Annotated in this window: 19 protein-coding genes; 18 read left to right on the top strand and 1 reads right to left on the bottom strand. The window is 37.0% G+C overall.

Annotation, left to right across the window (positions count from 1 at the left end; genetic code table 11):
• Positions 1–4 precede the first annotated feature (4 nt).
• The 9 genes from rplL (at position 5) to tuf (ending at position 13,824) form a co-directional block, all read left to right on the top strand.
• Positions 5–373, top strand: coding sequence for a 50S ribosomal protein L7/L12 (gene rplL / locus BJS11_RS02875; RefSeq protein WP_069994182.1), 369 nt, complete (start codon positions 5–7; stop codon positions 371–373).
• 255 nt (positions 374–628) lie between these two features.
• On the top strand, positions 629–1,240 hold the full coding sequence (locus BJS11_RS02870; RefSeq protein ID WP_069994183.1) for a class I SAM-dependent methyltransferase: 612 nt from the start codon (positions 629–631) through the stop codon (positions 1,238–1,240).
• A 193-nt stretch (positions 1,241–1,433) separates the two neighbouring features.
• Positions 1,434–4,985, top strand: coding sequence for a DNA-directed RNA polymerase subunit beta (gene rpoB, locus BJS11_RS02865; protein ID WP_069994184.1), 3,552 nt, complete (start codon positions 1,434–1,436; stop codon positions 4,983–4,985).
• 165 nt (positions 4,986–5,150) lie between these two features.
• Complete coding sequence (gene rpoC / locus BJS11_RS02860) at positions 5,151–8,747, top strand: DNA-directed RNA polymerase subunit beta' (protein ID WP_167351804.1); 3,597 nt, start codon at positions 5,151–5,153, stop codon at positions 8,745–8,747.
• 158 nt (positions 8,748–8,905) lie between these two features.
• Entirely contained in the window at positions 8,906–9,160 is a 255-nt protein-coding gene (locus tag BJS11_RS02855; protein WP_069994186.1) for a ribosomal L7Ae/L30e/S12e/Gadd45 family protein, read from the top strand.
• A 94-nt stretch (positions 9,161–9,254) separates the two neighbouring features.
• Entirely contained in the window at positions 9,255–9,668 is a 414-nt protein-coding gene (gene rpsL / locus BJS11_RS02850) for a 30S ribosomal protein S12 (protein WP_002484156.1), read from the top strand.
• A gap of 70 nt (positions 9,669–9,738) precedes the next feature.
• Positions 9,739–10,209, top strand: coding sequence for a 30S ribosomal protein S7 (gene rpsG / locus BJS11_RS02845; protein ID WP_069994187.1), 471 nt, complete (start codon positions 9,739–9,741; stop codon positions 10,207–10,209).
• 119 nt (positions 10,210–10,328) lie between these two features.
• On the top strand, positions 10,329–12,419 hold the full coding sequence (gene fusA / locus BJS11_RS02840) for an elongation factor G (protein ID WP_069994188.1): 2,091 nt from the start codon (positions 10,329–10,331) through the stop codon (positions 12,417–12,419).
• Positions 12,420–12,636: 217 nt separating this feature from the next.
• A complete protein-coding gene (tuf, locus tag BJS11_RS02835; protein WP_069994189.1) occupies positions 12,637–13,824 on the top strand; it encodes an elongation factor Tu in 1,188 nt (395 codons plus the stop codon).
• Between the two features lie 428 nt (positions 13,825–14,252).
• Here tuf and BJS11_RS02830 read toward each other — a convergent pair whose 3' ends face one another.
• Positions 14,253–15,434: a M20 family metallopeptidase gene (locus BJS11_RS02830; RefSeq protein ID WP_069994190.1), complete on the bottom strand. Its 1,182-nt coding sequence runs from the start codon at positions 15,432–15,434 to the stop codon at positions 14,253–14,255.
• 192 nt (positions 15,435–15,626) lie between these two features.
• On the opposite strand from BJS11_RS02830, the gene BJS11_RS02825 reads away from it, so the two are divergent.
• The 9 genes from BJS11_RS02825 to BJS11_RS02785 all read left to right on the top strand — a co-directional run bounded on the left by BJS11_RS02825 (position 15,627) and on the right by BJS11_RS02785 (position 22,564).
• Complete coding sequence (locus BJS11_RS02825; protein WP_069994191.1) at positions 15,627–16,817, top strand: glycine C-acetyltransferase; 1,191 nt, start codon at positions 15,627–15,629, stop codon at positions 16,815–16,817.
• A 119-nt stretch (positions 16,818–16,936) separates the two neighbouring features.
• Entirely contained in the window at positions 16,937–17,428 is a 492-nt protein-coding gene (locus tag BJS11_RS02820) for a kinase (RefSeq protein WP_069994192.1), read from the top strand.
• Positions 17,429–17,682: 254 nt separating this feature from the next.
• On the top strand, positions 17,683–18,255 hold the full coding sequence (locus tag BJS11_RS02815; RefSeq protein WP_069994193.1) for a GNAT family N-acetyltransferase: 573 nt from the start codon (positions 17,683–17,685) through the stop codon (positions 18,253–18,255).
• A 24-nt stretch (positions 18,256–18,279) separates the two neighbouring features.
• Complete coding sequence (locus tag BJS11_RS02810) at positions 18,280–18,786, top strand: GNAT family N-acetyltransferase (RefSeq protein WP_069994194.1); 507 nt, start codon at positions 18,280–18,282, stop codon at positions 18,784–18,786.
• 160 nt (positions 18,787–18,946) lie between these two features.
• Positions 18,947–19,651 (top strand): CoA transferase subunit A, encoded by a 705-nt coding sequence (locus tag BJS11_RS02805; protein ID WP_069994195.1) that lies wholly within the window; start codon positions 18,947–18,949, stop codon positions 19,649–19,651.
• A complete protein-coding gene (locus tag BJS11_RS02800; protein ID WP_069994196.1) occupies positions 19,644–20,291 on the top strand; it encodes a 3-oxoacid CoA-transferase subunit B in 648 nt (215 codons plus the stop codon). Before BJS11_RS02805 ends, BJS11_RS02800 begins: the two co-directional genes overlap by 8 nt.
• A 9-nt stretch (positions 20,292–20,300) precedes the next feature.
• Complete coding sequence (locus BJS11_RS02795; RefSeq protein WP_069994197.1) at positions 20,301–21,077, top strand: 3-hydroxybutyrate dehydrogenase; 777 nt, start codon at positions 20,301–20,303, stop codon at positions 21,075–21,077.
• A 104-nt stretch (positions 21,078–21,181) separates the two neighbouring features.
• Positions 21,182–21,598, top strand: a complete 417-nt coding sequence (locus tag BJS11_RS02790; protein ID WP_069994198.1) for a hypothetical protein — start codon at positions 21,182–21,184, stop codon at positions 21,596–21,598.
• 18 nt (positions 21,599–21,616) lie between these two features.
• Complete coding sequence (locus BJS11_RS02785) at positions 21,617–22,564, top strand: ornithine cyclodeaminase family protein (RefSeq protein WP_069994199.1); 948 nt, start codon at positions 21,617–21,619, stop codon at positions 22,562–22,564.
• The last annotated feature ends 1 nt before the right edge of the window (position 22,565 follow it).

Raw genomic sequence — 22,565 nt, 5'->3', positions numbered from 1 at the left:
TAAAATGGCTAATCAAGAACAAATCATTGAAGCAATTAAAGAAATGTCAGTTTTAGAATTAAACGACTTAGTAAAAGCAATTGAAGAAGAATTTGGTGTAACTGCAGCAGCTCCAGTAGCAGCAGCAGGTGCAGCAGCAGGCGGAGACGCAGCAGCTGAAAAAACTGAATTTGATGTTGAATTAACTTCAGCTGGATCATCTAAAATCAAAGTCGTTAAAGCTGTTAAAGAAGCTACTGGCTTAGGTCTTAAAGATGCTAAAGAATTAGTTGACGGAGCTCCTAAAGTAATCAAAGAAGCTCTTGCTAAAGACGAAGCTGAAAAACTTAAAGAAGCTTTAGAAGAAGTAGGCGCTACAGTAGAATTAAAATAATTCTTACTGCCTAACTCTTAATAATTATATATTGTAGATTATTCGAACTGCTTAATGCATCAACTACTTCGGTACGTTGCGATTAAGTTGTGCTAAATAGTCTCATATCTTTGAGAAGTGAAAACCCCGTTATCCAGATAACGGGGTTTTGTCTTATTTGATATATCCATTCTGAATCTATGTGTATATGAACAAATGTTTAGATATTGGGTATAGTAATAATCTAAACATATTTAGATTAAAAGAGGTGTAGTCATGAGTCACTACTATGATGAAAATCCTGAAGTTGAAAGTGATGAATCGCTTTTTACGTACTCCTACGATAACCATGATTTAGAATTAATGACAGATGCTGGTGTTTTTTCAAAAGGGAAAATCGACTTTGGCTCTGATTTATTAATCAAAACTTTTTTGAAAACATATCCCCCTGGTCCTACGAAAAATATCATAGATGTTGGTTGTGGTTATGGTCCTATCGGTTTGATGATTGCGAAAGTATCTCCGCATCACGCAGTGACAATGGTAGACGTTAATCAACGTGCGCTTTCATTATCTAGAAAAAATATGAAGCGAAACCGTATAGATAATGTTGAAGTAAAAGAAAGTGATGGTTTATCCAAAGTAGAAGATAACGCTTATGATTTTGTGTTAACTAATCCACCAATCAGAGCGGGTAAACAAGTCGTTCATAGAATTTTAGAAGATGCATATAATAAATTAAAACAAGACGGTGAGCTTTTTGTAGTTATTCAAAAAAAGCAAGGTATGCCGTCAGCAAAAAGCAAAATGCAAGAAACATTCAATAACGTAGAAGTATTAGAAAAGAGTAAAGGCTATTACATTTTAAGAAGTGTAAAGGTTGATTAAATAATGCTATTCTGATATAGTAATAGAATGTAAAAAATTATGTTCAATAAGTGTGTACTTTTACGTATAAATTAACAATGTATATAAGGTGAAATAGAAAATGGTGTCATAAGTATGTTACCGTTTTCTTTTTGTCTAAATATATTAGTTGGTTTCGTGGAAGTAGCATGCAATTTTTGAGGGGTGAATCTGTTTGGCAGGTCAATTTGTCCAATATGGAAGACATCGTAAACGTAGAAACTATGCGAGAATTTCAGAGGTATTAGAATTACCGAATTTAATTGAGATTCAAACTAAGTCTTACGATTGGTTCTTAGAAGAAGGTTTATTAGAAATGTTTAGAGACATTTCTCCGATTGAAGATTTCACAGGTAATCTATCTTTAGAGTTTGTAGATTACAGACTTGGGGAACCAAAATATGATTTAGAAGAATCGAAGAACCGTGATACAACGTATTCAGCACCTCTACGTGTTAAAGTACGTTTAATCATCAAAGAAACTGGCGAAGTAAAAGAACAAGAAGTGTTTATGGGTGATTTCCCATTAATGACAGATACAGGTACATTCGTAATTAACGGTGCAGAACGTGTAATCGTATCACAATTAGTGCGTTCACCATCCGTATACTTCAATGAAAAACTAGATAAAAATGGTCGTACCAACTTTGATGCAACAATTATTCCGAACCGTGGTGCATGGTTAGAATATGAAACAGATGCAAAAGATGTTGTTTACGTACGTATCGATAGAACTAGAAAATTACCATTAACAGTATTATTACGTGCTTTAGGCTTCTCAACAGATCAATCAATTATTGATCTTTTAGGAGATAATGAGTACTTACGCAATACATTAGAAAAAGATGGTACTGAAAATACAGATCAAGCGCTTTTAGAAATCTATGAGCGTTTACGCCCTGGCGAACCACCTACAGTTGAAAATGCTAAAAGCTTATTATACTCTCGTTTCTTTGATCCGAAACGTTATGATTTAGCGAGTGTAGGTCGTTATAAAGCAAATAAAAAACTTCATTTAAAACACCGTCTGTTCAATCAAAAATTAGCAGAACCTATTGTTAATACTGAAACAGGGGAAATTGTAGCAGAAGAAGGTACAGTACTTGATCGTCGCAACTTGGATGAAATCATAGATGTGCTTGAAGCAAATGCTAACAGTGAAGTATTTGAATTGGAAGGCACAGTTATTGATGAGCCTGTTGAAATACAATCTATAAAAGTTTACGTGCCTAACGATGAGGAAGGTCGTACAACTACAGTTATCGGTAATGCGTTACCAGATTCTGAAGTGAAATGTATTACACCAGCAGATATTATCGCATCAATGTCTTACTTCTTTAACTTATTAAGTGGTATTGGCTTTACAGATGATATTGACCACCTGGGTAATCGTCGTCTACGTTCAGTAGGTGAATTATTACAGAACCAATTCCGTATTGGTTTATCAAGAATGGAACGTGTGGTACGTGAAAGAATGTCTATCCAAGATACAGATTCTGTAACACCACAACAATTAATCAATATCCGTCCTGTAATTGCATCTATTAAAGAATTCTTTGGTAGTTCACAATTATCACAATTCATGGACCAAGCGAACCCATTAGCTGAGTTAACGCACAAACGTCGTTTATCAGCTTTAGGACCTGGTGGTTTAACACGTGAACGTGCTCAAATGGAAGTACGTGACGTTCACTATTCTCACTATGGCCGTATGTGTCCAATCGAAACACCAGAGGGTCCTAACATTGGACTTATCAACTCATTATCTAGTTACGCACGTGTGAATGAATTTGGTTTCATTGAAACACCATATCGTAAAGTGGATCTTGAAACGAATTCAATTACTGACCAAATTGACTATTTAACAGCTGATGAAGAAGATAGCTATGTGGTAGCACAAGCAAACTCTAAATTAGATGAAGATGGTAAATTTACAGATGACGAAGTTGTTTGTCGTTTCCGTGGTAATAACACAGTGATGGCTAAAGAAAAAATGGATTACATGGACGTTTCACCTAAACAAGTTGTTTCTGCTGCGACAGCATGTATTCCTTTCTTAGAAAACGATGACTCTAACCGTGCATTGATGGGTGCAAACATGCAACGTCAAGCGGTACCATTGATGAATCCAGAATCACCATTCGTAGGTACAGGTATGGAGCACGTAGCAGCACGTGACTCTGGTGCAGCAATTGTTGCAAAACGTAAAGGTCGCGTTGAACATGTTGAATCAAATGAAATTCTTGTACGTCAACTTATTGAAGAAGATGGTCAAGAGTATGAGGGCGAATTAGATCGTTACCCATTAGCTAAATTCAAACGTTCAAATACAGGTACATGTTATAACCAAAGACCAATCGTTGCTTCTGGTGACGTAGTGACTAAAGGCGAAATTTTAGCTGATGGTCCTTCAATGGAACTTGGTGAAATGGCATTAGGAAGAAACGTAGTTGTTGGTTTCATGACTTGGGACGGTTATAACTACGAGGATGCTGTAATTATGAGCGAGCGTCTAGTTAAAGATGATGTGTATACTTCAATTCATATTGAAGAGTACGAATCAGAAGCACGTGATACGAAACTTGGACCTGAAGAAATTACACGCGATATTCCTAACGTATCTGATAGCGCACTAAAAAACTTAGATGACCGTGGAATTGTTTACGTCGGTGCTGAAGTTAATGATGGCGACATCTTAGTTGGTAAAGTAACGCCTAAAGGTGTAACAGAATTAACAGCAGAAGAGCGTTTACTACACGCAATCTTCGGTGAAAAAGCACGTGAAGTACGTGATACATCATTACGCGTACCTCATGGTGCAGGTGGTATTGTTCTAGATGTTAAAGTCTTTAACCGTGAAGAAGGCGATGACACATTATCTCCAGGTGTAAACCAATTAGTACGTGTATACATCGTTCAAAAACGTAAAATTCACGTCGGAGATAAAATGTGTGGACGTCACGGTAACAAAGGTGTAATTTCCAAACTTGTACCAGAAGAAGATATGCCTTATTTACCAGATGGTACACCAATTGATATCATGTTGAATCCGCTAGGGGTTCCGTCACGTATGAATATCGGACAAGTATTAGAGCTACACTTAGGTATGGCTGCTAAGAACTTAGGTATTCATGTTGCATCACCAGTATTTGATGGTGCTAGTGATGAAGACGTATGGTCTACTATTGAAGAAGCTGGTATGGCACGTGATGGTAAGACAGTATTATACGATGGACGTACGGGTGAACCATTCGATAACAGAATCTCAGTCGGCGTTATGTATATGTTGAAACTTGCACACATGGTTGACGATAAATTACACGCACGTTCAACTGGACCATACTCACTTGTTACACAACAACCACTTGGTGGTAAAGCACAATTTGGTGGACAACGTTTCGGTGAGATGGAAGTATGGGCACTTGAAGCTTACGGTGCTGCATATACACTTCAAGAGATCTTAACTTATAAATCTGATGATACAGTAGGTCGTGTGAAGACATACGAATCTATTGTTAAAGGTGAAAACATTGCTAAGCCTGGCGTTCCTGAATCATTCAGAGTATTGATGAAAGAATTACAAAGTTTAGGATTAGACGTTAAGATTATGGATGAGCATGACAATGAAATTGACATGCAAGACACTGAAGATGACGATGTTGTTGAACGTAAAGTGGATCTTCAACAAAAAGAAGCACCACAATCACAAAAAGAAATTACAGACTAATTGCATTTAAGTTTATAAATGAATGAATTGTGTGAGGAGTGATACGTTATGTTCACCCTCATTACAGTTTGTTCCATTATTGATATAGAGCAATCAATCAATTTGCACAGCTAATCTAAATTGAAGGAGGTAGGCTCCTTGATTGATGTAAATAATTTCCATTATATGAAAATAGGACTTGCTTCACCTGAAAAAATCCGTTCATGGTCTTTTGGTGAGGTTAAAAAGCCAGAAACAATTAATTATCGTACTTTAAAACCAGAAAAAGATGGTCTATTCTGTGAAAGAATTTTTGGACCTACAAAAGACTGGGAATGTAGTTGTGGTAAATACAAACGTGTCCGTTATAAAGGTATGGTTTGTGACAGATGTGGCGTAGAAGTAACTAAATCAAAAGTGCGTCGTGAAAGAATGGGACACATTGAATTAGCTGCACCTGTATCACACATTTGGTACTTCAAAGGTATTCCAAGTCGTATGGGTCTATTATTAGACATGTCACCAAGAGCATTAGAAGAAGTCATTTACTTTGCTTCATATGTTGTTGTTAACCCGGGTCCAACTGGATTAGAGAAAAAGACATTACTATCTGAAGCTGAATACAGAGAATATTATGATAAATTCCCAGGCAAATTCACTGCTAAAATGGGTGCAGAAGGTATCAAAGAATTACTTGAAGAAATTGATTTAGATGCTGAACTGAAGCACTTACGTGATGAATTAGAATCAGCAACTGGTCAAAGACTTACGCGTGCAATCAAGCGTTTAGAAGTTGTAGAATCATTTAGACATTCTGGTAATAATCCAGCATGGATGATTTTAGATGTACTTCCAATTATTCCACCAGAAATCAGACCAATGGTTCAATTAGACGGTGGACGTTTTGCAACAAGTGATTTAAATGATTTATACCGTCGTGTTATCAACCGTAACAACCGTTTGAAACGTTTGTTAGATTTAGGTGCTCCTGGCATCATCGTACAAAACGAAAAACGTATGTTACAAGAGGCTGTTGACGCACTTATTGATAATGGTCGTCGTGGCCGTCCAGTTACTGGACCAGGTAACCGTCCATTAAAATCACTTTCTCACATGTTGAAAGGTAAACAAGGTCGTTTCCGTCAAAACTTATTAGGTAAACGTGTTGACTATTCAGGTCGTTCAGTTATTGCAGTTGGACCAAACTTGAAGATGTATCAATGTGGTCTACCTAAAGAGATGGCACTTGAATTGTTCAAACCTTTCATTATGAAAGAGTTAGTACAACGTGAAATTGCGACGAACATCAAAAATGCGAAAAGTAAAATTGAGCGTATGGATGATGAAGTATGGGATGTATTAGAAGATGTTATTAAAGAACACCCAGTGCTTTTAAACCGTGCACCAACACTTCACAGATTAGGTATCCAAGCATTTGAACCTACATTAGTTGAAGGACGCGCGATTCGTCTACATCCACTTGCAACAACAGCGTATAACGCCGACTTTGATGGTGACCAAATGGCTGTTCACGTACCATTGTCTAAAGAAGCTCAATCTGAAGCGCGTATGTTAATGTTAGCAGCGCAAAACATCTTGAACCCTAAAGATGGTAAACCAGTTGTTACACCATCACAAGATATGGTATTAGGTAACTATTACCTTACTTTAGAGCGTAAAGAAGCTGTGAATACAGGTACAATTTATAATGATACAAATGAAGTGCTCAAAGCGTATGCAAATGGTTATGTTCACTTGCATTCACGTATTGGTGTACACGCTGCATCATTTAATAATCCAACATTCACTGAAGAACAAAATAAGAAAATCTTATTAACTTCAGTTGGTAAAGTGATATTTAATGAAATTATTCCTGATTCATTTGCTTATATTAATGAACCAACACAAACAAACTTAGAAAATAAAACACCTGAGAAGTATTTCATCGCGCCTACTGAAATTGGTGAAGAAGGCTTAAAAGCCTACTTTGATGAGCAACCGTTAATCAAACCATTCAATAAGAATTTCTTAGGAAATATTATTGCAGAAGTGTTTAACCGTTTCAGCATCACTGATACATCAATGATGTTAGACAGAATGAAAGACTTAGGATTTAAGTTTTCATCTAAAGCTGGTATCACTGTTGGTGTATCTGATATCGTGGTATTACCAGATAAACAAGACATTTTAGATGAACATGAAAAATTAGTTGAAAAAGTAACGAAACAATTCAATCGTGGTTTAATCACAGATTTCGAACGTTACAACGCAGTTATTGAAATTTGGACTGACGCTAAAGACCAAATTCAAAACGAACTAATGGGATCACTTGAAGAAACAAACCCAATCTTTATGATGAGTGACTCTGGTGCCCGTGGTAACGCATCTAACTTTACACAGTTAGCAGGTATGCGTGGACTTATGGCCGCACCATCAGGTGAGATTATCGAATTACCTATCACTTCATCATTCCGTGAAGGTTTAACAGTATTAGAATACTTCATCTCAACTCACGGTGCGCGTAAAGGTCTTGCCGATACAGCACTTAAGACTGCCGATTCAGGTTACCTTACTCGTCGTCTTGTTGACGTTGCACAAGATGTTATCGTCCGTGAAGAAGACTGTGGTACTGACCGTGGTTTGCTTGTTTCTGATATCAAAGAAGGTACAGAAATGATTGAACCATTTATCGAACGTATTGAAGGACGTTATTCTAAAGAAACAATTCGTCACCCTGAAACAGATGAAGTAATCATCCATCCTGACGAATTAGTGACTGCGGAAATTGCTAAGAAAATCACTGATGCTGGTATAGAGGAAATGTATATCCGTTCAGCCTTCACATGTAATACACGTCATGGTGTATGTGAAAAATGTTATGGTAAAAACCTTGCGACTGGTGAAAAAGTTGAGGTTGGTGAAGCAGTTGGTACAATTGCTGCCCAATCAATTGGTGAACCAGGTACACAGCTTACAATGCGTACATTCCATACAGGTGGTGTAGCAGGTAGCGATATCACTCAAGGTCTTCCTCGTATCCAAGAGATTTTCGAAGCACGTAATCCTAAAGGTCAAGCCGTGATTACTGAAATCGAAGGTGTTGTTGATGACATTAAGCTTGCAAAAGATCGTCAACAAGAAATCGTGATTAAAGGTGCCAATGAGTCTAAATCATATTTAGCTTCTGGTACTTCAAGATTGAAAGTAGAAGTTGGACAAAGCGTTGAACGCGGTGAAGTCCTTACAGAAGGTTCAATCGAGCCTAAGAACTATTTATCTGTCTCTGGTTTAAATGCAACAGAAAGTTATTTACTAAAAGAAGTTCAAAAAGTTTACCGTATGCAAGGTGTAGAAATCGATGATAAACACGTTGAGGTTATGGTAAGACAAATGTTACGTAAAGTACGTATCATTGAAGCTGGAGATACGAAGTTACTTCCAGGTTCATTAGTAGATATTCATAACTTTACTGATGCAAACCGTGAAGCATTTAAAGAACGTAAACGTCCTGCAACAGCGAAACCAGTATTATTAGGTATTACGAAAGCGTCTCTTGAAACTGAAAGCTTCTTATCAGCAGCTTCATTCCAAGAAACAACACGTGTACTTACTGATGCTGCAATTAAAGGTAAACGTGATAACTTACTCGGACTTAAAGAGAACGTTATTATCGGTAAATTAATTCCAGCTGGTACAGGTATGAGACGTTACAGAGATGTAGAATACGATAAAGCAACACCAGATACTGACATTTTAGAAGAAGTTCAAACAACTGAAATCTAATGTTTCGTAAGAAATTACAAAGTGGTCGGAGTTATTACTTTCGATCACTTTGTTTTTATATTTTTAAGCAAAAAAATACGAATAAAAGTTGACTCAGTCGTATTGAAAGTGTTATTATTATTAAGGTTGATGCAAGCAGAACTTTGGAGGATATGTAAATGTCTAATGAAAAAGTTGCACGCTTTAACAAACAACACTATGTTATTGGTCTGAAACAAACGCTTAAAGCTTTGCATAAAGATCAAGTGACATCATTGATTATTGCTGAAGACGTAGAAGTTCATCTTATGACTCGCGTGTTAAGCCAAATCAATCACAAACACATACCTGTCTCATTTTTCGAAAGTAAAAAAGCTTTAGGAGAATACGTAGGTATAAATGTTAATGCAGCAATCGTTGCATTATTAAAATGAGATTAGTAAGAATTGTTCTTACTAAATTTTATTTACCCTTAAAATGAACCACCTGGATGTGTGGGATTATAAATGAGGAAAGGAGGAACATTCAATGCCAACAATTAACCAATTGGTACGCAAACCAAGACAAAGTAAATCAAAAAAATCTGATTCACCAGCATTAAACAGAAACTTTAACAGTAAAAAGAAAAAATTTACTGACTTAAACTCTCCACAAAAACGCGGTGTTTGTACACGTGTAGGTACTATGACACCTAAAAAACCAAACTCTGCGTTACGTAAATATGCTCGTGTTCGTTTGTCTAACAACATTGAAATCAATGCGTATATCCCTGGTATCGGACATAACTTACAAGAACACAGTGTTGTACTTGTACGTGGTGGCCGTGTGAAAGACTTACCTGGTGTACGTTACCATATTGTACGTGGTGCACTTGATACTTCAGGTGTTGATGGACGTAGACAAGGCCGTTCATTATACGGAACTAAGAAACCTAAAAAATAAGTTTAAGATTGCGTAAATTTTCGCTATAAATTTAAAAATTATATTATAATAGGAAGGGAGGATTTATATTATGCCTCGTAAAGGATCAGTACCAAAAAGAGACGTATTACCAGATCCAATTCACAACTCTAAATTAGTTACAAAATTGATCAACAAAATTATGTTAGATGGTAAACGTGGAACAGCACAAAGAATTCTTTATTCTGCATTCGACATCGTTAAAGAACGTAGTGGTCGTGAAGCAGTTGAAGTATTCGAAGAAGCTATCGACAACATCATGCCAGTATTAGAGGTTAAAGCTCGCCGTGTTGGTGGCTCTAACTATCAAGTACCAGTAGAAGTTCGTCCAGAGCGTCGTACTACTTTAGGTCTTCGTTGGTTAGTTAACTATTCACGTCTTCGTGGTGAAAAAACTATGGAAGAACGTTTAGCTAACGAAATCTTAGATGCAGCAAACAACACTGGTGGTGCAGTTAAGAAACGTGAAGACACTCACAAAATGGCTGAAGCTAACAAAGCATTCGCTCACTATCGCTGGTAGGATAGTAGCTTTTTCCCTGAGCATGTTCCACAATGATAGTTTACTATCGCCGGCGCGTGTTTAGGGCATCGCCATATTTATAGTATTTATTCGCAGTTATACTGGAAGGAGAAAAATACATGGCTAGAGATTTTAGTTTAGATAGAACTCGTAATATTGGTATCATGGCTCACATCGATGCTGGTAAAACAACTACGACTGAACGTATTCTTTACTACACTGGACGTATCCACAAAATTGGTGAAACACATGAAGGTGCTTCACAAATGGACTGGATGGAACAGGAGCAAGACCGTGGTATTACTATCACATCAGCTGCAACAACTGCAGAATGGGATAACCACCGTGTAAACATCATCGATACACCTGGACACGTAGACTTCACAGTAGAAGTTGAACGTTCATTACGTGTACTTGATGGTGCAGTAACAGTATTAGATGCACAATCTGGTGTTGAACCTCAAACTGAAACAGTTTGGCGTCAAGCAACAACTTATGGTGTGCCTCGTATTGTGTTCGTAAACAAAATGGACAAATTAGGTGCTAACTTTGAATATTCAGTAAGTACTATTCATGACCGTTTACAAGCGAACGCGCAACCAATTCAGTTACCAATCGGTGCTGAAGATGAATTTGAAGCAATCATTGACTTAGTTGAAATGAAATGTTTCAAATACAACAATGACTTAGGAACTGAAATTGATGAAATTGAAATTCCTGAAGATCATAAAGAAAGAGCTGAAGAAGCTCGTGCGGCATTAGTTGAAGCTGTAGCTGAAACTAACGACGAATTAATGGAAAAATATCTTGCTGATGAAGAAATTTCAATTTCTGAGTTGAAAGATGCAATCCGTAAAGCAACTACTGACGTAGAATTCTACCCAGTACTTGTTGGTACAGCATTTAAAAACAAAGGTGTACAATTAATGCTTGATGCAGTAATTGACTACTTACCTTCACCATTAGATGTTAAACCAATCGTTGGACACCGTGCTGAGAACCCTGAAGAAGAAGTTATCGCAAAAGCTGATGACAATGCTGAGTTCGCTGCTTTAGCGTTCAAAGTAATGACTGACCCTTATGTTGGTAAATTAACATTCTTCCGTGTGTACTCAGGTACATTATCATCAGGTTCATACGTTAAAAACTCTACGAAGAACAAACGTGAACGTGTAGGTCGTTTACTACAAATGCACGCGAACTCTCGTCAAGAGTTAAACACAGTATATTCAGGAGATATCGCAGCAGCGGTAGGTCTTAAAGATACTGGTACTGGTGATACTTTATGTGGTGAGAAGAATGACATTATCTTGGAATCTATGGATTTCCCAGAGCCTGTTATCCACTTATCAGTTGAACCTAAATCTAAAGCAGACCAAGACAAAATGACTACAGCTTTAGTTAAGTTACAAGAAGAAGATCCAACATTCCATGCACACACAGACGATGAAACTGGACAAGTTATCATTGGTGGTATGGGTGAGCTTCACTTAGATATCTTAGTAGACCGTATGAAGAAAGAATTTAACGTTGAATGTAACGTTGGTGCACCAATGGTTTCATACCGTGAAACATTTAAATCATCAGCTCAAGTTCAAGGTAAATTCGCTCGTCAATCAGGTGGTCGTGGTCAATATGGTGACGTTAAAATTGAATTCGCACCTAACGAAACAGGTGGCGGTTTCGAATTCGAAAACGCTATCGTTGGTGGTGTAGTTCCTCGTGAATACATTCCATCTGTTGAAGCAGGTCTTAAAGATTCAATGGAAAACGGTGTGTTAGCTGGTTATCCTTTAATTGATGTTAAAGCTAAATTATTTGATGGTTCATACCATGATGTCGATTCATCAGAAATGGCCTTCAAAATTGCAGCATCATTAGCGCTTAAAGAAGCTGCTAAAAAATGTGATCCAGTTATCTTAGAACCAATGATGAAAGTAACAATTGAAATGCCTGAAGAGTACATGGGTGACATCATGGGTGACGTAACATCTCGTCGTGGACGTGTTGATGGTATGGAACCTCGTGGTAATGCACAAGTTGTAAATGCCTTTGTACCACTTTCAGAAATGTTCGGTTACGCAACATCATTACGTTCTAACACTCAAGGTCGTGGTACTTACACAATGTACTTTGATCACTATGCTGAAGTTCCAAAATCAATTTCTGAAGAAATTATCAAGAAAAACAGTGGTAATAAAAGCGAATAATTAAGCTTGTGTTGTATGGCTACTGTCTGTACAATACATGTAAAGCTTAATTAGATAGCTTATAGTTTTATTGATTGATTTTTTGGGAAAAATGCATTATAAAGGTACTGTATGGTCCTTTATATAAAAAACCAAACAATCTTCTCATGATGGTGAGAAACTGTCATGAGAGATAAATTTAAAAATTAATTTTCTAACGAATAGGAGAGATTTTATAATGGCTAAAGAAAAATTTGACCGCTCAAAAGAACATGCCAATATTGGTACGATTGGTCACGTTGACCATGGTAAAACTACTTTAACAGCTGCTATCGCAACTGTATTAGCAAAAAATGGTGACTCTGTAGCACAATCATATGACATGATTGACAACGCTCCAGAAGAAAAAGAACGTGGTATTACAATCAATACTTCACACATCGAGTATACTACTGACAAACGTCACTATGCTCACGTTGACTGCCCAGGTCACGCTGACTATGTTAAAAACATGATCACTGGTGCTGCTCAAATGGACGGAGCTATCTTAGTAGTATCTGCTGCTGATGGCCCAATGCCACAAACTCGTGAACACATTCTTTTATCACGTAACGTTGGTGTTCCAGCATTAGTTGTATTCTTAAACAAAGTTGACATGGTTGACGATGAAGAATTATTAGAATTAGTAGAAATGGAAGTTCGTGACTTATTAAGCGAATATGACTTCCCAGGTGACGATGTACCTGTAATCTCTGGTTCTGCATTAAAAGCTTTAGAAGGCGATGCTGACTATGAGCAAAAAATCTTAGACTTAATGAACGCTGTTGATGAATTCATTCCAACACCAGAACGTGATTCTGACAAACCATTCATGATGCCAGTTGAGGACGTATTCTCAATCACTGGTCGTGGTACTGTTGCTACAGGCCGTGTTGAACGTGGTCAAATCAAAGTCGGTGAAGAAATCGAAATCATCGGTATGCAAGAAGATTCAAGCAAAACAACAGTTACTGGTGTAGAAATGTTCCGTAAATTATTAGACTACGCTGAAGCTGGTGACAACATTGGTGCATTATTACGTGGTGTTTCACGTGATGACGTACAACGTGGTCAAGTTTTAGCTGCTCCTGGTACTATTACACCACATACAAAATTCAAAGCGGACGTGTATGTTTTATCTAAAGAAGAAGGTGGACGTCATACTCCATTCTTCACTAACTACCGCCCACAATTCTATTTCCGTACTACAGACGTAACTGGTGTTGTTAACTTACCAGAAGGTACTGAAATGGTTATGCCTGGCGATAACGTTGAAATGGAAGTTGAATTAATTTCTCCAATCGCTATTGAAGACGGTACTCGTTTCTCTATCCGTGAGGGTGGACGTACTGTTGGATCAGGCGTTGTTACTGTAATCAACCAATAATATAAATCTCTATCTTAGATAGAAATTTCAAGAGGTTCCTTCGGGAGCCTCTTTTTTCACTAAGCCCCCCTAATTCACACAAAGTGAATTAGGGGGGCTTAGTGCATTAGCTGTCAGCTAATGTAAACCGAATTTATTCACAAAGTGAATTAGGGGTTATTAGTGCATTAGCCGACAGCTAATGTAAACCGAATTTATTCACATAAATTGAATTAGGGGTTCTTAGTGTATTAGCCAATTGTTGATGCAAACAAAGTTATCATAGAATTGCAGAATTAAGCAGAGCAAAAAGACCATTGTCATTAGCGCATGACAATGGTCTTTTTATACATAATATAAGGTTATGATTGAATAGTTAAAGTTATAAAACACCAGCAGAGGAATACTTGAGCTAAAGCTCATGCATAAAAGCCATTAATGTAACAAAGTTACGAAGTGGCTCTATCAATCACACTTTCTAGTTCTAATATTTTGAGAAATTCGCATGTAGCATATTTCATAGCTTTTTCATCAATATTGAAATTTGGACTATGGTGCGGATGCATGGTATCTTTTTCTGGATTACCACATCCAGTTAAAAAGAATGCGCCAGGGCGGACCTTTAAATAGTGCGCAAAATCTTCACCAATCATCATTAATTCTGATTTATGAAAACGTAAATTCATATCATTCGCAGCTTGTTTTACGATTTCATAGTTGTTTGGATGATTATGAACAGGTAAGTATCCCTTAATATAATCAAACGTGTAGGTAATGTCATTTGCTACCGCAAGTCCCTGCAATAGTTTTTCCATTTTTGTCATTACGTGACTTTGAACCTCAGTATCAAATGTACGAACAGTACCTTTACAGAATGCTGTATCAGGGATAATATTGTCCGCTGAACCTGCTTGCACCATACCAAAGCTGATGACTGCTTGTTTAACAGGATCAATAGTACGAGAAACGATTTTTTGCGCGCTCATAATAAATTCTGCCATGATAACAATTGGATCTATCGTTTCATGAGGTTTAGCTCCATGACCGCCTTTACCTCGAATAGTAATGTTGAATTCATCAGGTGAAGCCATCATTGCACCAGGACGTGAGTAAATCATACCAGTTGGATAACCTGACCATAAGTGATTACCATAAACTTTATCGACATCCTTCAAACAGTTATCATCTATCATTTCTTGGGAACCACCAGGCATGATTTCTTCGCCATATTGGAAAATTAATACCACATTACCATTTAACGAAGAGAGGTGTTGTTCAATGATTTCCGCTACTCCTAATAGGATTGCAGTATGGCCATCGTGACCACATGCATGCATGACACCTGGATTTTTAGATTTATAATCTACATTGGTAAGTTCGTCTATAGGTAAAGCATCAAAATCAGCACGTAATGCTATCGTTGGGCCATCACCGCGACCTTTAAATGTAGCAACAATACCATTGCGACCAACAGGGGTACGTATATCACATGATAATTGGCTGAGCTGATTTACTATATAGTCATGCGTATGATGTTCTTCAAATGATAATTCGGGATATTGATGTAAATAGCGACGTACTTGGATCATTCTACTTTCTTTTTGTTGCGCTAGTTGAAACCAATCAAACAACTTCAACCCTTCTTCCTTAAGCTTTTTAACTATTATACCATTTTATAATACGTATCTGTAGGCGCAATTGAGTGTTGATAAATTAAATTGTGGTAAACGCTTTCTAAGTTATAATTATTCTACTTTCCACAACAATAAAAATAAGGTATGATTAACTTGAAAACTATGATAATTCCAAAAGGGGGACTTGCAGTGGTTCAATCACTACACGGTTTTTTAGATGAAAATATCCAATATTTAAAAGATAATGGATTATATAATGAAATTGATACAATTGAGGGTGCGAATGGCCCTGAAATTACTATTAATGGGAAAAAATATGTTAACTTATCTTCAAATAACTATTTAGGTTTAGCAACAGATGAAGATTTGAAACAAGCAGCTAAAGACGCTATCGATACACATGGTGTAGGCGCAGGTGCTGTACGTTCAATCAATGGTACATTAGATGTGCATGATGAATTAGAGCAAACACTTGCTGAATTTAAAGGTACAGAAGCAGCGATTGCTTATCAATCAGGTTTCAACTGTAACATGGCAGCAATTTCTGCTGTTATGAACAAAAATGATGCAATTCTTTCTGATGAACTTAACCATGCATCTATCATTGATGGTTGTCGTTTATCTAAAGCGAAGATTATTCGTGTGAATCACTCAGATATGGACGATTTACGTGCGAAAGCTAAAGAAGCCGTAGAATCAGGTCAATATAATAAAGTGATGTACATCACGGATGGTGTATTTAGTATGGACGGAGACGTTGCTAAATTACCAGAAATCGTTGAAATTGCTGAAGAATTTGGTTTAATCACATATGTTGATGACGCACATGGTTCTGGTGTTATGGGTAAAGGCGCAGGTACAGTGAAACATTTTGGATTACAAGATAAAATTGATTTCCAAATTGGTACGTTATCTAAAGCGATTGGTGTTGTTGGTGGTTATGTAGCTGGTACACAATCACTTATCGATTGGTTAAAAGCACAATCTAGACCATTCTTATTCTCAACTTCATTAGCACCTGGAGATACAAAAGCAATTACAGTTGCAGTGAAAAAATTAATGGCTTCTACAGAGCTACATGACAAACTTTGGGAAAATGGTAACTACCTTAAAGAGGGATTACAAAAATTAGGTTTTGATATTGGCGATTCTGAATCACCAATCACACCAGTCATCATTGGTGATGAAAAAGAAACACAAGCATTCAGTAGCCGTCTTAAAGATGAGGGTGTATACGTGAAATCAATCGTATTCCCTACAGTTCCAAAAGGCACTGGTCGTGTACGTAACATGCCGACTGCTGCACATACAAAAGAAATGTTAGATCAAGCCTTAGCTGCTTTTGAAAAAGTAGGTAAAGAACTAGGTACAATTAAATAATTTTTGATATAAAGCATACGGTACACAAATATCGTTATGTTTGACTATTGATGAACGCTCGGAGATATGATTGTCTTCGAGCGTTTTTTAGCATATATAATAGGAAGGAGCGTACACAAATGGTTAAACTCATAATTATTCGAGGCAATTCAGGTAGTGGCAAAACAACGATTGCACGAAAGTTACAGCATGAACTTGATGACGAAGCCGTCTTATTAATAGAACAAGATATCGTTAGGCGGCAAATGCTGCATGTGCATGATCGACCTGGTAATTTGGCGATAACACTGATAGCAGAAATATTGGCCTTCGGGATAGAACATTGCGATTTTATTATTTTAGAAGGCATTTTAAATAAAAATAAATATGGAGAGATGTTAGAATCAATTATCAAACATGAGCATGTTGAAACACACACCTATTACTTTGATTTGCCTTTTGAAGAAACGGTACGTAGACATCATTCCAAAAAAGATACTGATTTTGGAGAAGCAGCAATGGCAAAGTGGTTTGTCGAACGTGACATGTTGCAAGTAAAGGGAGAAATGTGTATTACCCAGGAAATGACTGAAGCGCAAATATTAAGACAGATATTAAGTGATGTGAAATAGACTGCTAAGGACAAATATAAGCATAGGTGATTATCACCACTAGCAATCCAGAATATTGGAATAATATGTTAACTATGCTTAAATAGGAGTAATAGTAAAATAGTCGTTGCTGGAATCTAGAAATAGTATATGAAGTTTTAGACATTCTGGAATAGGTTATATAAAGTTATAAGCAAGATAAGGACGATTTCAAATGGAGATGGTTGTTTTAACGGCAAAAAATAGAAGAAGATTAATGAATAAGGGGATTTTGAATGACGAAAAATTTGGGGTTGCATTTCACTACACAACGTCTTATCATTAGACCGTTGGAAGAAAGTGATTATACGTCATGGTTGCATGGTTTTGTAAATCGCAAGCCAGCGCAATACCGGCATGATAAAGGTCAAATAGATATGTCAGATGCGACTGAACCTTGGTTTGCAGCACTCGTCGCAAGGCAGCAGCAAGCAATTGAAGCGGACGATTTATATATTTTTGGAATATTTGACAAAGCAGGTCATCATATTGGGATGTTAAATATTAAAAATTTAAGTCGCGATCACTTTCAATGGGCTGAAATTGGCTATTTTATTCATAATCAGTATTGGCAACAGGGCTATGCATATGAAGCACTGACAGAATTAGTGAAACAAGCACAAGAGAAATTGCATTTTCATAGAATTGAGGCGCATATTAATTTGGATAATCAACCTTCTATTGGCTTAATTGAAAAAGTTGGTTTCCAATTTGAATGTGTCCGTAAAGGATTTATTTTTGAAAATGGACAATGGACCGATCATTACGTGTATTACATAAATACTCATAATGAACCACCAAATATATAAGTTGAGAAAGGAAGGAGTGTTAACATGGTTGAATTTAGAGAATTAACAATGGGTGACGAGCTAATGTATTGTGATTATATGAGAGAATGGATTGATCATGATGAAAAAATTGTCCCTGAAATCACAAATATCACCAATTATAATGATTTCGACGAACTCGTACATGTACTCGCAGATAACAAATCACATGATGCATTTGTAGATAATACAACATTATTTCTAATAGACGATGATGAAATTATTGGGGCAGCAAATATACGTCATAATCTAAATGAAAAGCTGAAGACTATCGGCGGCCATGTTGGCTATGGCGTCCGCAAGTCAAAACGAGGCAAAGGATTCGGAAACAAGATTCTGAAGAAGTCATTGGACTATTTATCAAGAATTGGCGTCCAAGAAGCACTTGTCACATGCGAAATAGATAATAAAGCTTCTGCAGCAGTAATTGAACATAATGGTGGAGAAGAAATAGAATCATCTACATTAGAAGATGGCACAGTCGTACGTCGCTTCCAAATCGAAATTGCGTAAAATATATTAATTAAAAGAAACTCGTTGCTTATAAAATGACGAGTTTCTTTTTGTTTTCATCAATGAAACCGCAAACATAAATAAAAGACTTCGCTAAACATTTCAAGTATAATTGTTAGTACTAGGTATTAAAAACTAAAGTGAGAAATGAGGTTTAAAGATGTCGAAAGTAATTACAGATATAAATAGCGCTTTTGCAGGTCTTGAGGATGGTATGACTGTACTTGCAGGTGGTTTTGGGCTATGTGGTATTCCAGAACATGGTATTGAAGCAATTCGCGCGAAAGGTACGAAAGGGTTGACCGTAGTGAGTAACAACTGTGGTGTAGATGATTTTGGTTTAGGTCGTTTATTAGAAAATAAACAAATCGATAAAATGATTAGTTCTTATGTGGGTGAAAATAAAATATTTGAACAACAATTTATCAGTGGTGAATTAAACGTCGAATTGACACCTCAAGGCACACTAGCTGAAAAATTACGTGCAGGTGGTGCAGGTATTCCAGCATTTTACACGAAGACAGGTGTAGGTACATTAATCGCTGAAGATAAAGAAACGCGTGACTTTGATGGTGAAACGTATTTAATGGAACGTGCGATTAAAGGTGACTTTGGTATTGTTAAAGCGCAAAAAGCAGATACATTTGGCAACCTTGTTTTTGAAAAAACAGCGCGTAACTTTAATCCATTATGTGCAATGGCGGCTAAGACAACTATCGTTGAAGTAGAAGAACTGGTTGAAGTCGGAGAAATTGCCCCCGACGATGTGCATTTATCAGGTGTATATGTAGATTACATTTATCATGGTGCGCATTTTGAAAAACGTATTGAAAAACGCACAGTAAAGGAGGCAAATCATGGATAAAAAAGTACAACGTAAAAAAATTATTCAACGTGCAGCACAAGAAATTAAAAGTGACATGGTTATCAATTTAGGGATTGGCATGCCAACATTAGTTGCGAATGAAATCAATGATCATGTTGAGAATGTGTATTTTCAATCGGAAAATGGTTTGTTAGGTATTGGACCTTATCCAACAGAAGCAGAGGTTGACCCAGATTTAATTAATGCTGGTAAAGAGACGGTAACGGCGGCTAAAGGGGCGTCTTATTTTGACAATGCAGAATCTTTCGCGATGATACGTGGTGGACACATCGATTTAGCCATCCTTGGAGGCATGGAAGTCTCAGAAAAGGGAGACTTGGCGAACTATATGATTCCTGGCAAATTAGTTAAAGGCATGGGTGGCGCAATGGATTTAGTGGTTGGTGCTCAGAAAGTTGTCGTTATTATGGATCATATGAATAAACATGGTGAGTCTAAGATTAAAGCACAGTGTGAATTACCGCTGACTGGTGCGGGTGTGGTCAATACCTTAATTACGGATTTAGCTGTATTTCAATTTGAAAATGGTGTCATGAAACTGATTGAATTACAACCGGATACAACATTAGAACAAGTTGAAGCAAGTACGGATGCACATTTTGAATATCATTTAAAGTAGGTGTCATGCATGGTAAAAGGAAAAATAGCGATTATTACAGGTGCTGCAAGTGGTATTGGCTTGGCGATTGCAAAAGTATTTTTGGAAAATGGAGCGAAAGTTGTTCTTGCAGATTTAAATGAAGACAAACTTATTCAAGAAACAGATACTTTGAAAGCGCAAGGCTATGACTGTATGGCTATCAAAGTCAATGTGACAGATGAACAAGCTGTGAAATCGATGATAGACAAAACGGTTGAACAATATGGACGTCTAGATATTTTATTTAATAATGCCGGACTCCAACATGTTGAAAGTATTGAATCGTTTCCTACTGAAAAGTTCAGACAGATGATTGATATCATGTTAACGGGTAGCTTTATAGGTACGAAATATGCATTACCAATCATGAAACAACAGCAAGCGGGTCGAATTTTAAATATGGCATCAATTAATGGTGTGATTGGTTTCGCCGGTAAGGCTGCCTATAATAGTGCAAAACATGGCATCATTGGACTAACAAAAGTGACAGCATTAGAAACGGCCACGGAGGGCATCACAGTCAATGCGATTTGCCCAGGTTATATTGATACACCGCTTGTGCGTAATCAAATGGCAGACTTGGCTAAAGAACGTGGCGTCGAAGTTGAGCAAGTACTTGAAGAAGTGCTATATCCGCTTATTCCGCAAAAACGACTATTAGATATTAAAGATATTGCAGATTATGCATTATTCTTATGTAGTGATAGTGCGAAAAGTGTGACGGGGCAAGCGATTTTGATTGATGGTGGTTATACGGTTCAATAATCAAAATATTTCAAGCAACAAATTTTTAATTCAGTAATGATATTCAATCTAAATATGTTACGTTAAAGGTAACATTGAAAATATAGATTGAAGGTGATAGGCTGATGAAAAATAATAATGCAAAAAATGGTGATTGGCTAACTATCGTTGTTAGTATAGGTTTTGCTATACTTTCAGATGTTTTGGATAAACCGCTATATCGGCTAGTTGCAACGGCAATTATGATTCTGTTGCTGATATATGTGGTAATCAGAGGTATAATTCGCACGAGATTTCATATTCAAACGGAAAATCCTAATATACGCACATGGTTCAGTATCAAAGTGGACTACTGGTTATTATTTATTAGAAATTTGATAATATATGGCTTTTTTGCAGCAATTTTCTTTATTTCTCTATATTTGAGTGGGCAAACAATGTGGCTAAGTTTATTAGGTATTGTCCTAGTATTTATTGTATTACTAATGATTATTACCAAATTTGAAAAGAAAACAGATATTATTGATCATGAAGACGACTAACAGAAACAGGGGTGGCTTATGCGATATATAGATGCACAAGAACAGGCACAACTACTCAATATGGGTGAAGTTATAGAAGAGGTTGCTGAGGCGCTTGAAGCGTACTCAGAAGGTAAGACAGATACGCCACTGCGGTATTCATTACCATTTAATGATGAAAATAGATATTTGGTCATGCCTGCACTTTCAGATGCATTGAAAGTGACAGGGGTTAAGACCGTGACAGTCGCACCGAATAATGCTCAAATAGGTAAGCCGACGATTGTGGGTTCTGTAACACTTTCGGATTATGAAACTGGTGAAACACTTGCTGTGTTGGAAGGCTCTTATCTGACTAAAATTCGTACTGGCGCCATTTCAGGAGTTGCGACGAAATATTTAGCACGTGAAAATGCCAAAACATTATGTGTCATTGGTACAGGGGATCAGGCTGAAGGACTGATTGAAGCGGTATTAGCTGTAAGACAGATAGAGCGAATTCAATTTTATAATCGTACATATGATAAAGCGGTGCAATTTTCAAAAACTGTAAAATCATTGCACTCAAACATCGACATGGAAGTGTATCAAGATGCAGATAAAGCTATGGAAGGTGCAGATGTTATCGTCACAGCAACGAATGCGCGCACACCTGTATTCGAGCAACGTCTAGCACCTGGTGTACATGTCAATGCAGTAGGTTCATTTAAACCTGATATGCAAGAGTTGCCAACACAAGCGATTGTTGATGCAGATAAAGTTGTCGTCGAAGCTGAAGGTGCAGCAATGGAAGAAACAGGTGACTTAATCACGCCTGAAAATGAGGGCGTGTTTACAAAAAATGATTTATATGGTGAGCTAGGTCACATTATTGCAAAGCGACAAGAGGGACGTGTGTCTACTGACGAAATTACAATTTTTAAATCTGTAGGTGTCGCCATCGTAGATATCGTGGTAGCCAATTATTTTTATCAAAAAACTTTATAGG

Origin of the sequence: Staphylococcus caeli (assembly GCF_900097965.1) — a bacterium.
GTDB lineage: Bacteria > Bacillota > Bacilli > Staphylococcales > Staphylococcaceae > Staphylococcus > Staphylococcus caeli.
Note: the sequence above shows the minus strand (reverse complement) of the source record. Positions and strands in the feature narration are given on the sequence as shown.

Bases quoted from the DNA above. Each gene is read 5' to 3' on its own strand.
- rplL (WP_069994182.1), top strand. From the start codon at position 5: ATGGCTAATCAAGAACAAATCATTGAAGCAATTAAAGAAATGTCAGTT.
- BJS11_RS02870 (WP_069994183.1), top strand. From the start codon at position 629: ATGAGTCACTACTATGATGAAAATCCTGAAGTTGAAAGTGATGAATCG.
- BJS11_RS02800 (WP_069994196.1), top strand. From the start codon at position 19,644: ATGGATAAAAAAGTACAACGTAAAAAAATTATTCAACGTGCAGCACAA.
- BJS11_RS02795 (WP_069994197.1), top strand. From the start codon at position 20,301: ATGGTAAAAGGAAAAATAGCGATTATTACAGGTGCTGCAAGTGGTATT.
- BJS11_RS02820 (WP_069994192.1), top strand. From the start codon at position 16,937: ATGGTTAAACTCATAATTATTCGAGGCAATTCAGGTAGTGGCAAAACA.
- BJS11_RS02785 (WP_069994199.1), top strand. From the start codon at position 21,617: ATGCGATATATAGATGCACAAGAACAGGCACAACTACTCAATATGGGT.
- BJS11_RS02790 (WP_069994198.1), top strand. From the start codon at position 21,182: ATGAAAAATAATAATGCAAAAAATGGTGATTGGCTAACTATCGTTGTT.
- BJS11_RS02810 (WP_069994194.1), top strand. From the start codon at position 18,280: ATGGTTGAATTTAGAGAATTAACAATGGGTGACGAGCTAATGTATTGT.
- rpsG (WP_069994187.1), top strand. From the start codon at position 9,739: ATGCCTCGTAAAGGATCAGTACCAAAAAGAGACGTATTACCAGATCCA.
- tuf (WP_069994189.1), top strand. From the start codon at position 12,637: ATGGCTAAAGAAAAATTTGACCGCTCAAAAGAACATGCCAATATTGGT.
- rpoC (WP_167351804.1), top strand. From the start codon at position 5,151: ATGAAAATAGGACTTGCTTCACCTGAAAAAATCCGTTCATGGTCTTTT.
- BJS11_RS02855 (WP_069994186.1), top strand. From the start codon at position 8,906: ATGTCTAATGAAAAAGTTGCACGCTTTAACAAACAACACTATGTTATT.
- fusA (WP_069994188.1), top strand. From the start codon at position 10,329: ATGGCTAGAGATTTTAGTTTAGATAGAACTCGTAATATTGGTATCATG.
- rpsL (WP_002484156.1), top strand. From the start codon at position 9,255: ATGCCAACAATTAACCAATTGGTACGCAAACCAAGACAAAGTAAATCA.
- BJS11_RS02815 (WP_069994193.1), top strand. From the start codon at position 17,683: ATGACGAAAAATTTGGGGTTGCATTTCACTACACAACGTCTTATCATT.
- BJS11_RS02805 (WP_069994195.1), top strand. From the start codon at position 18,947: ATGTCGAAAGTAATTACAGATATAAATAGCGCTTTTGCAGGTCTTGAG.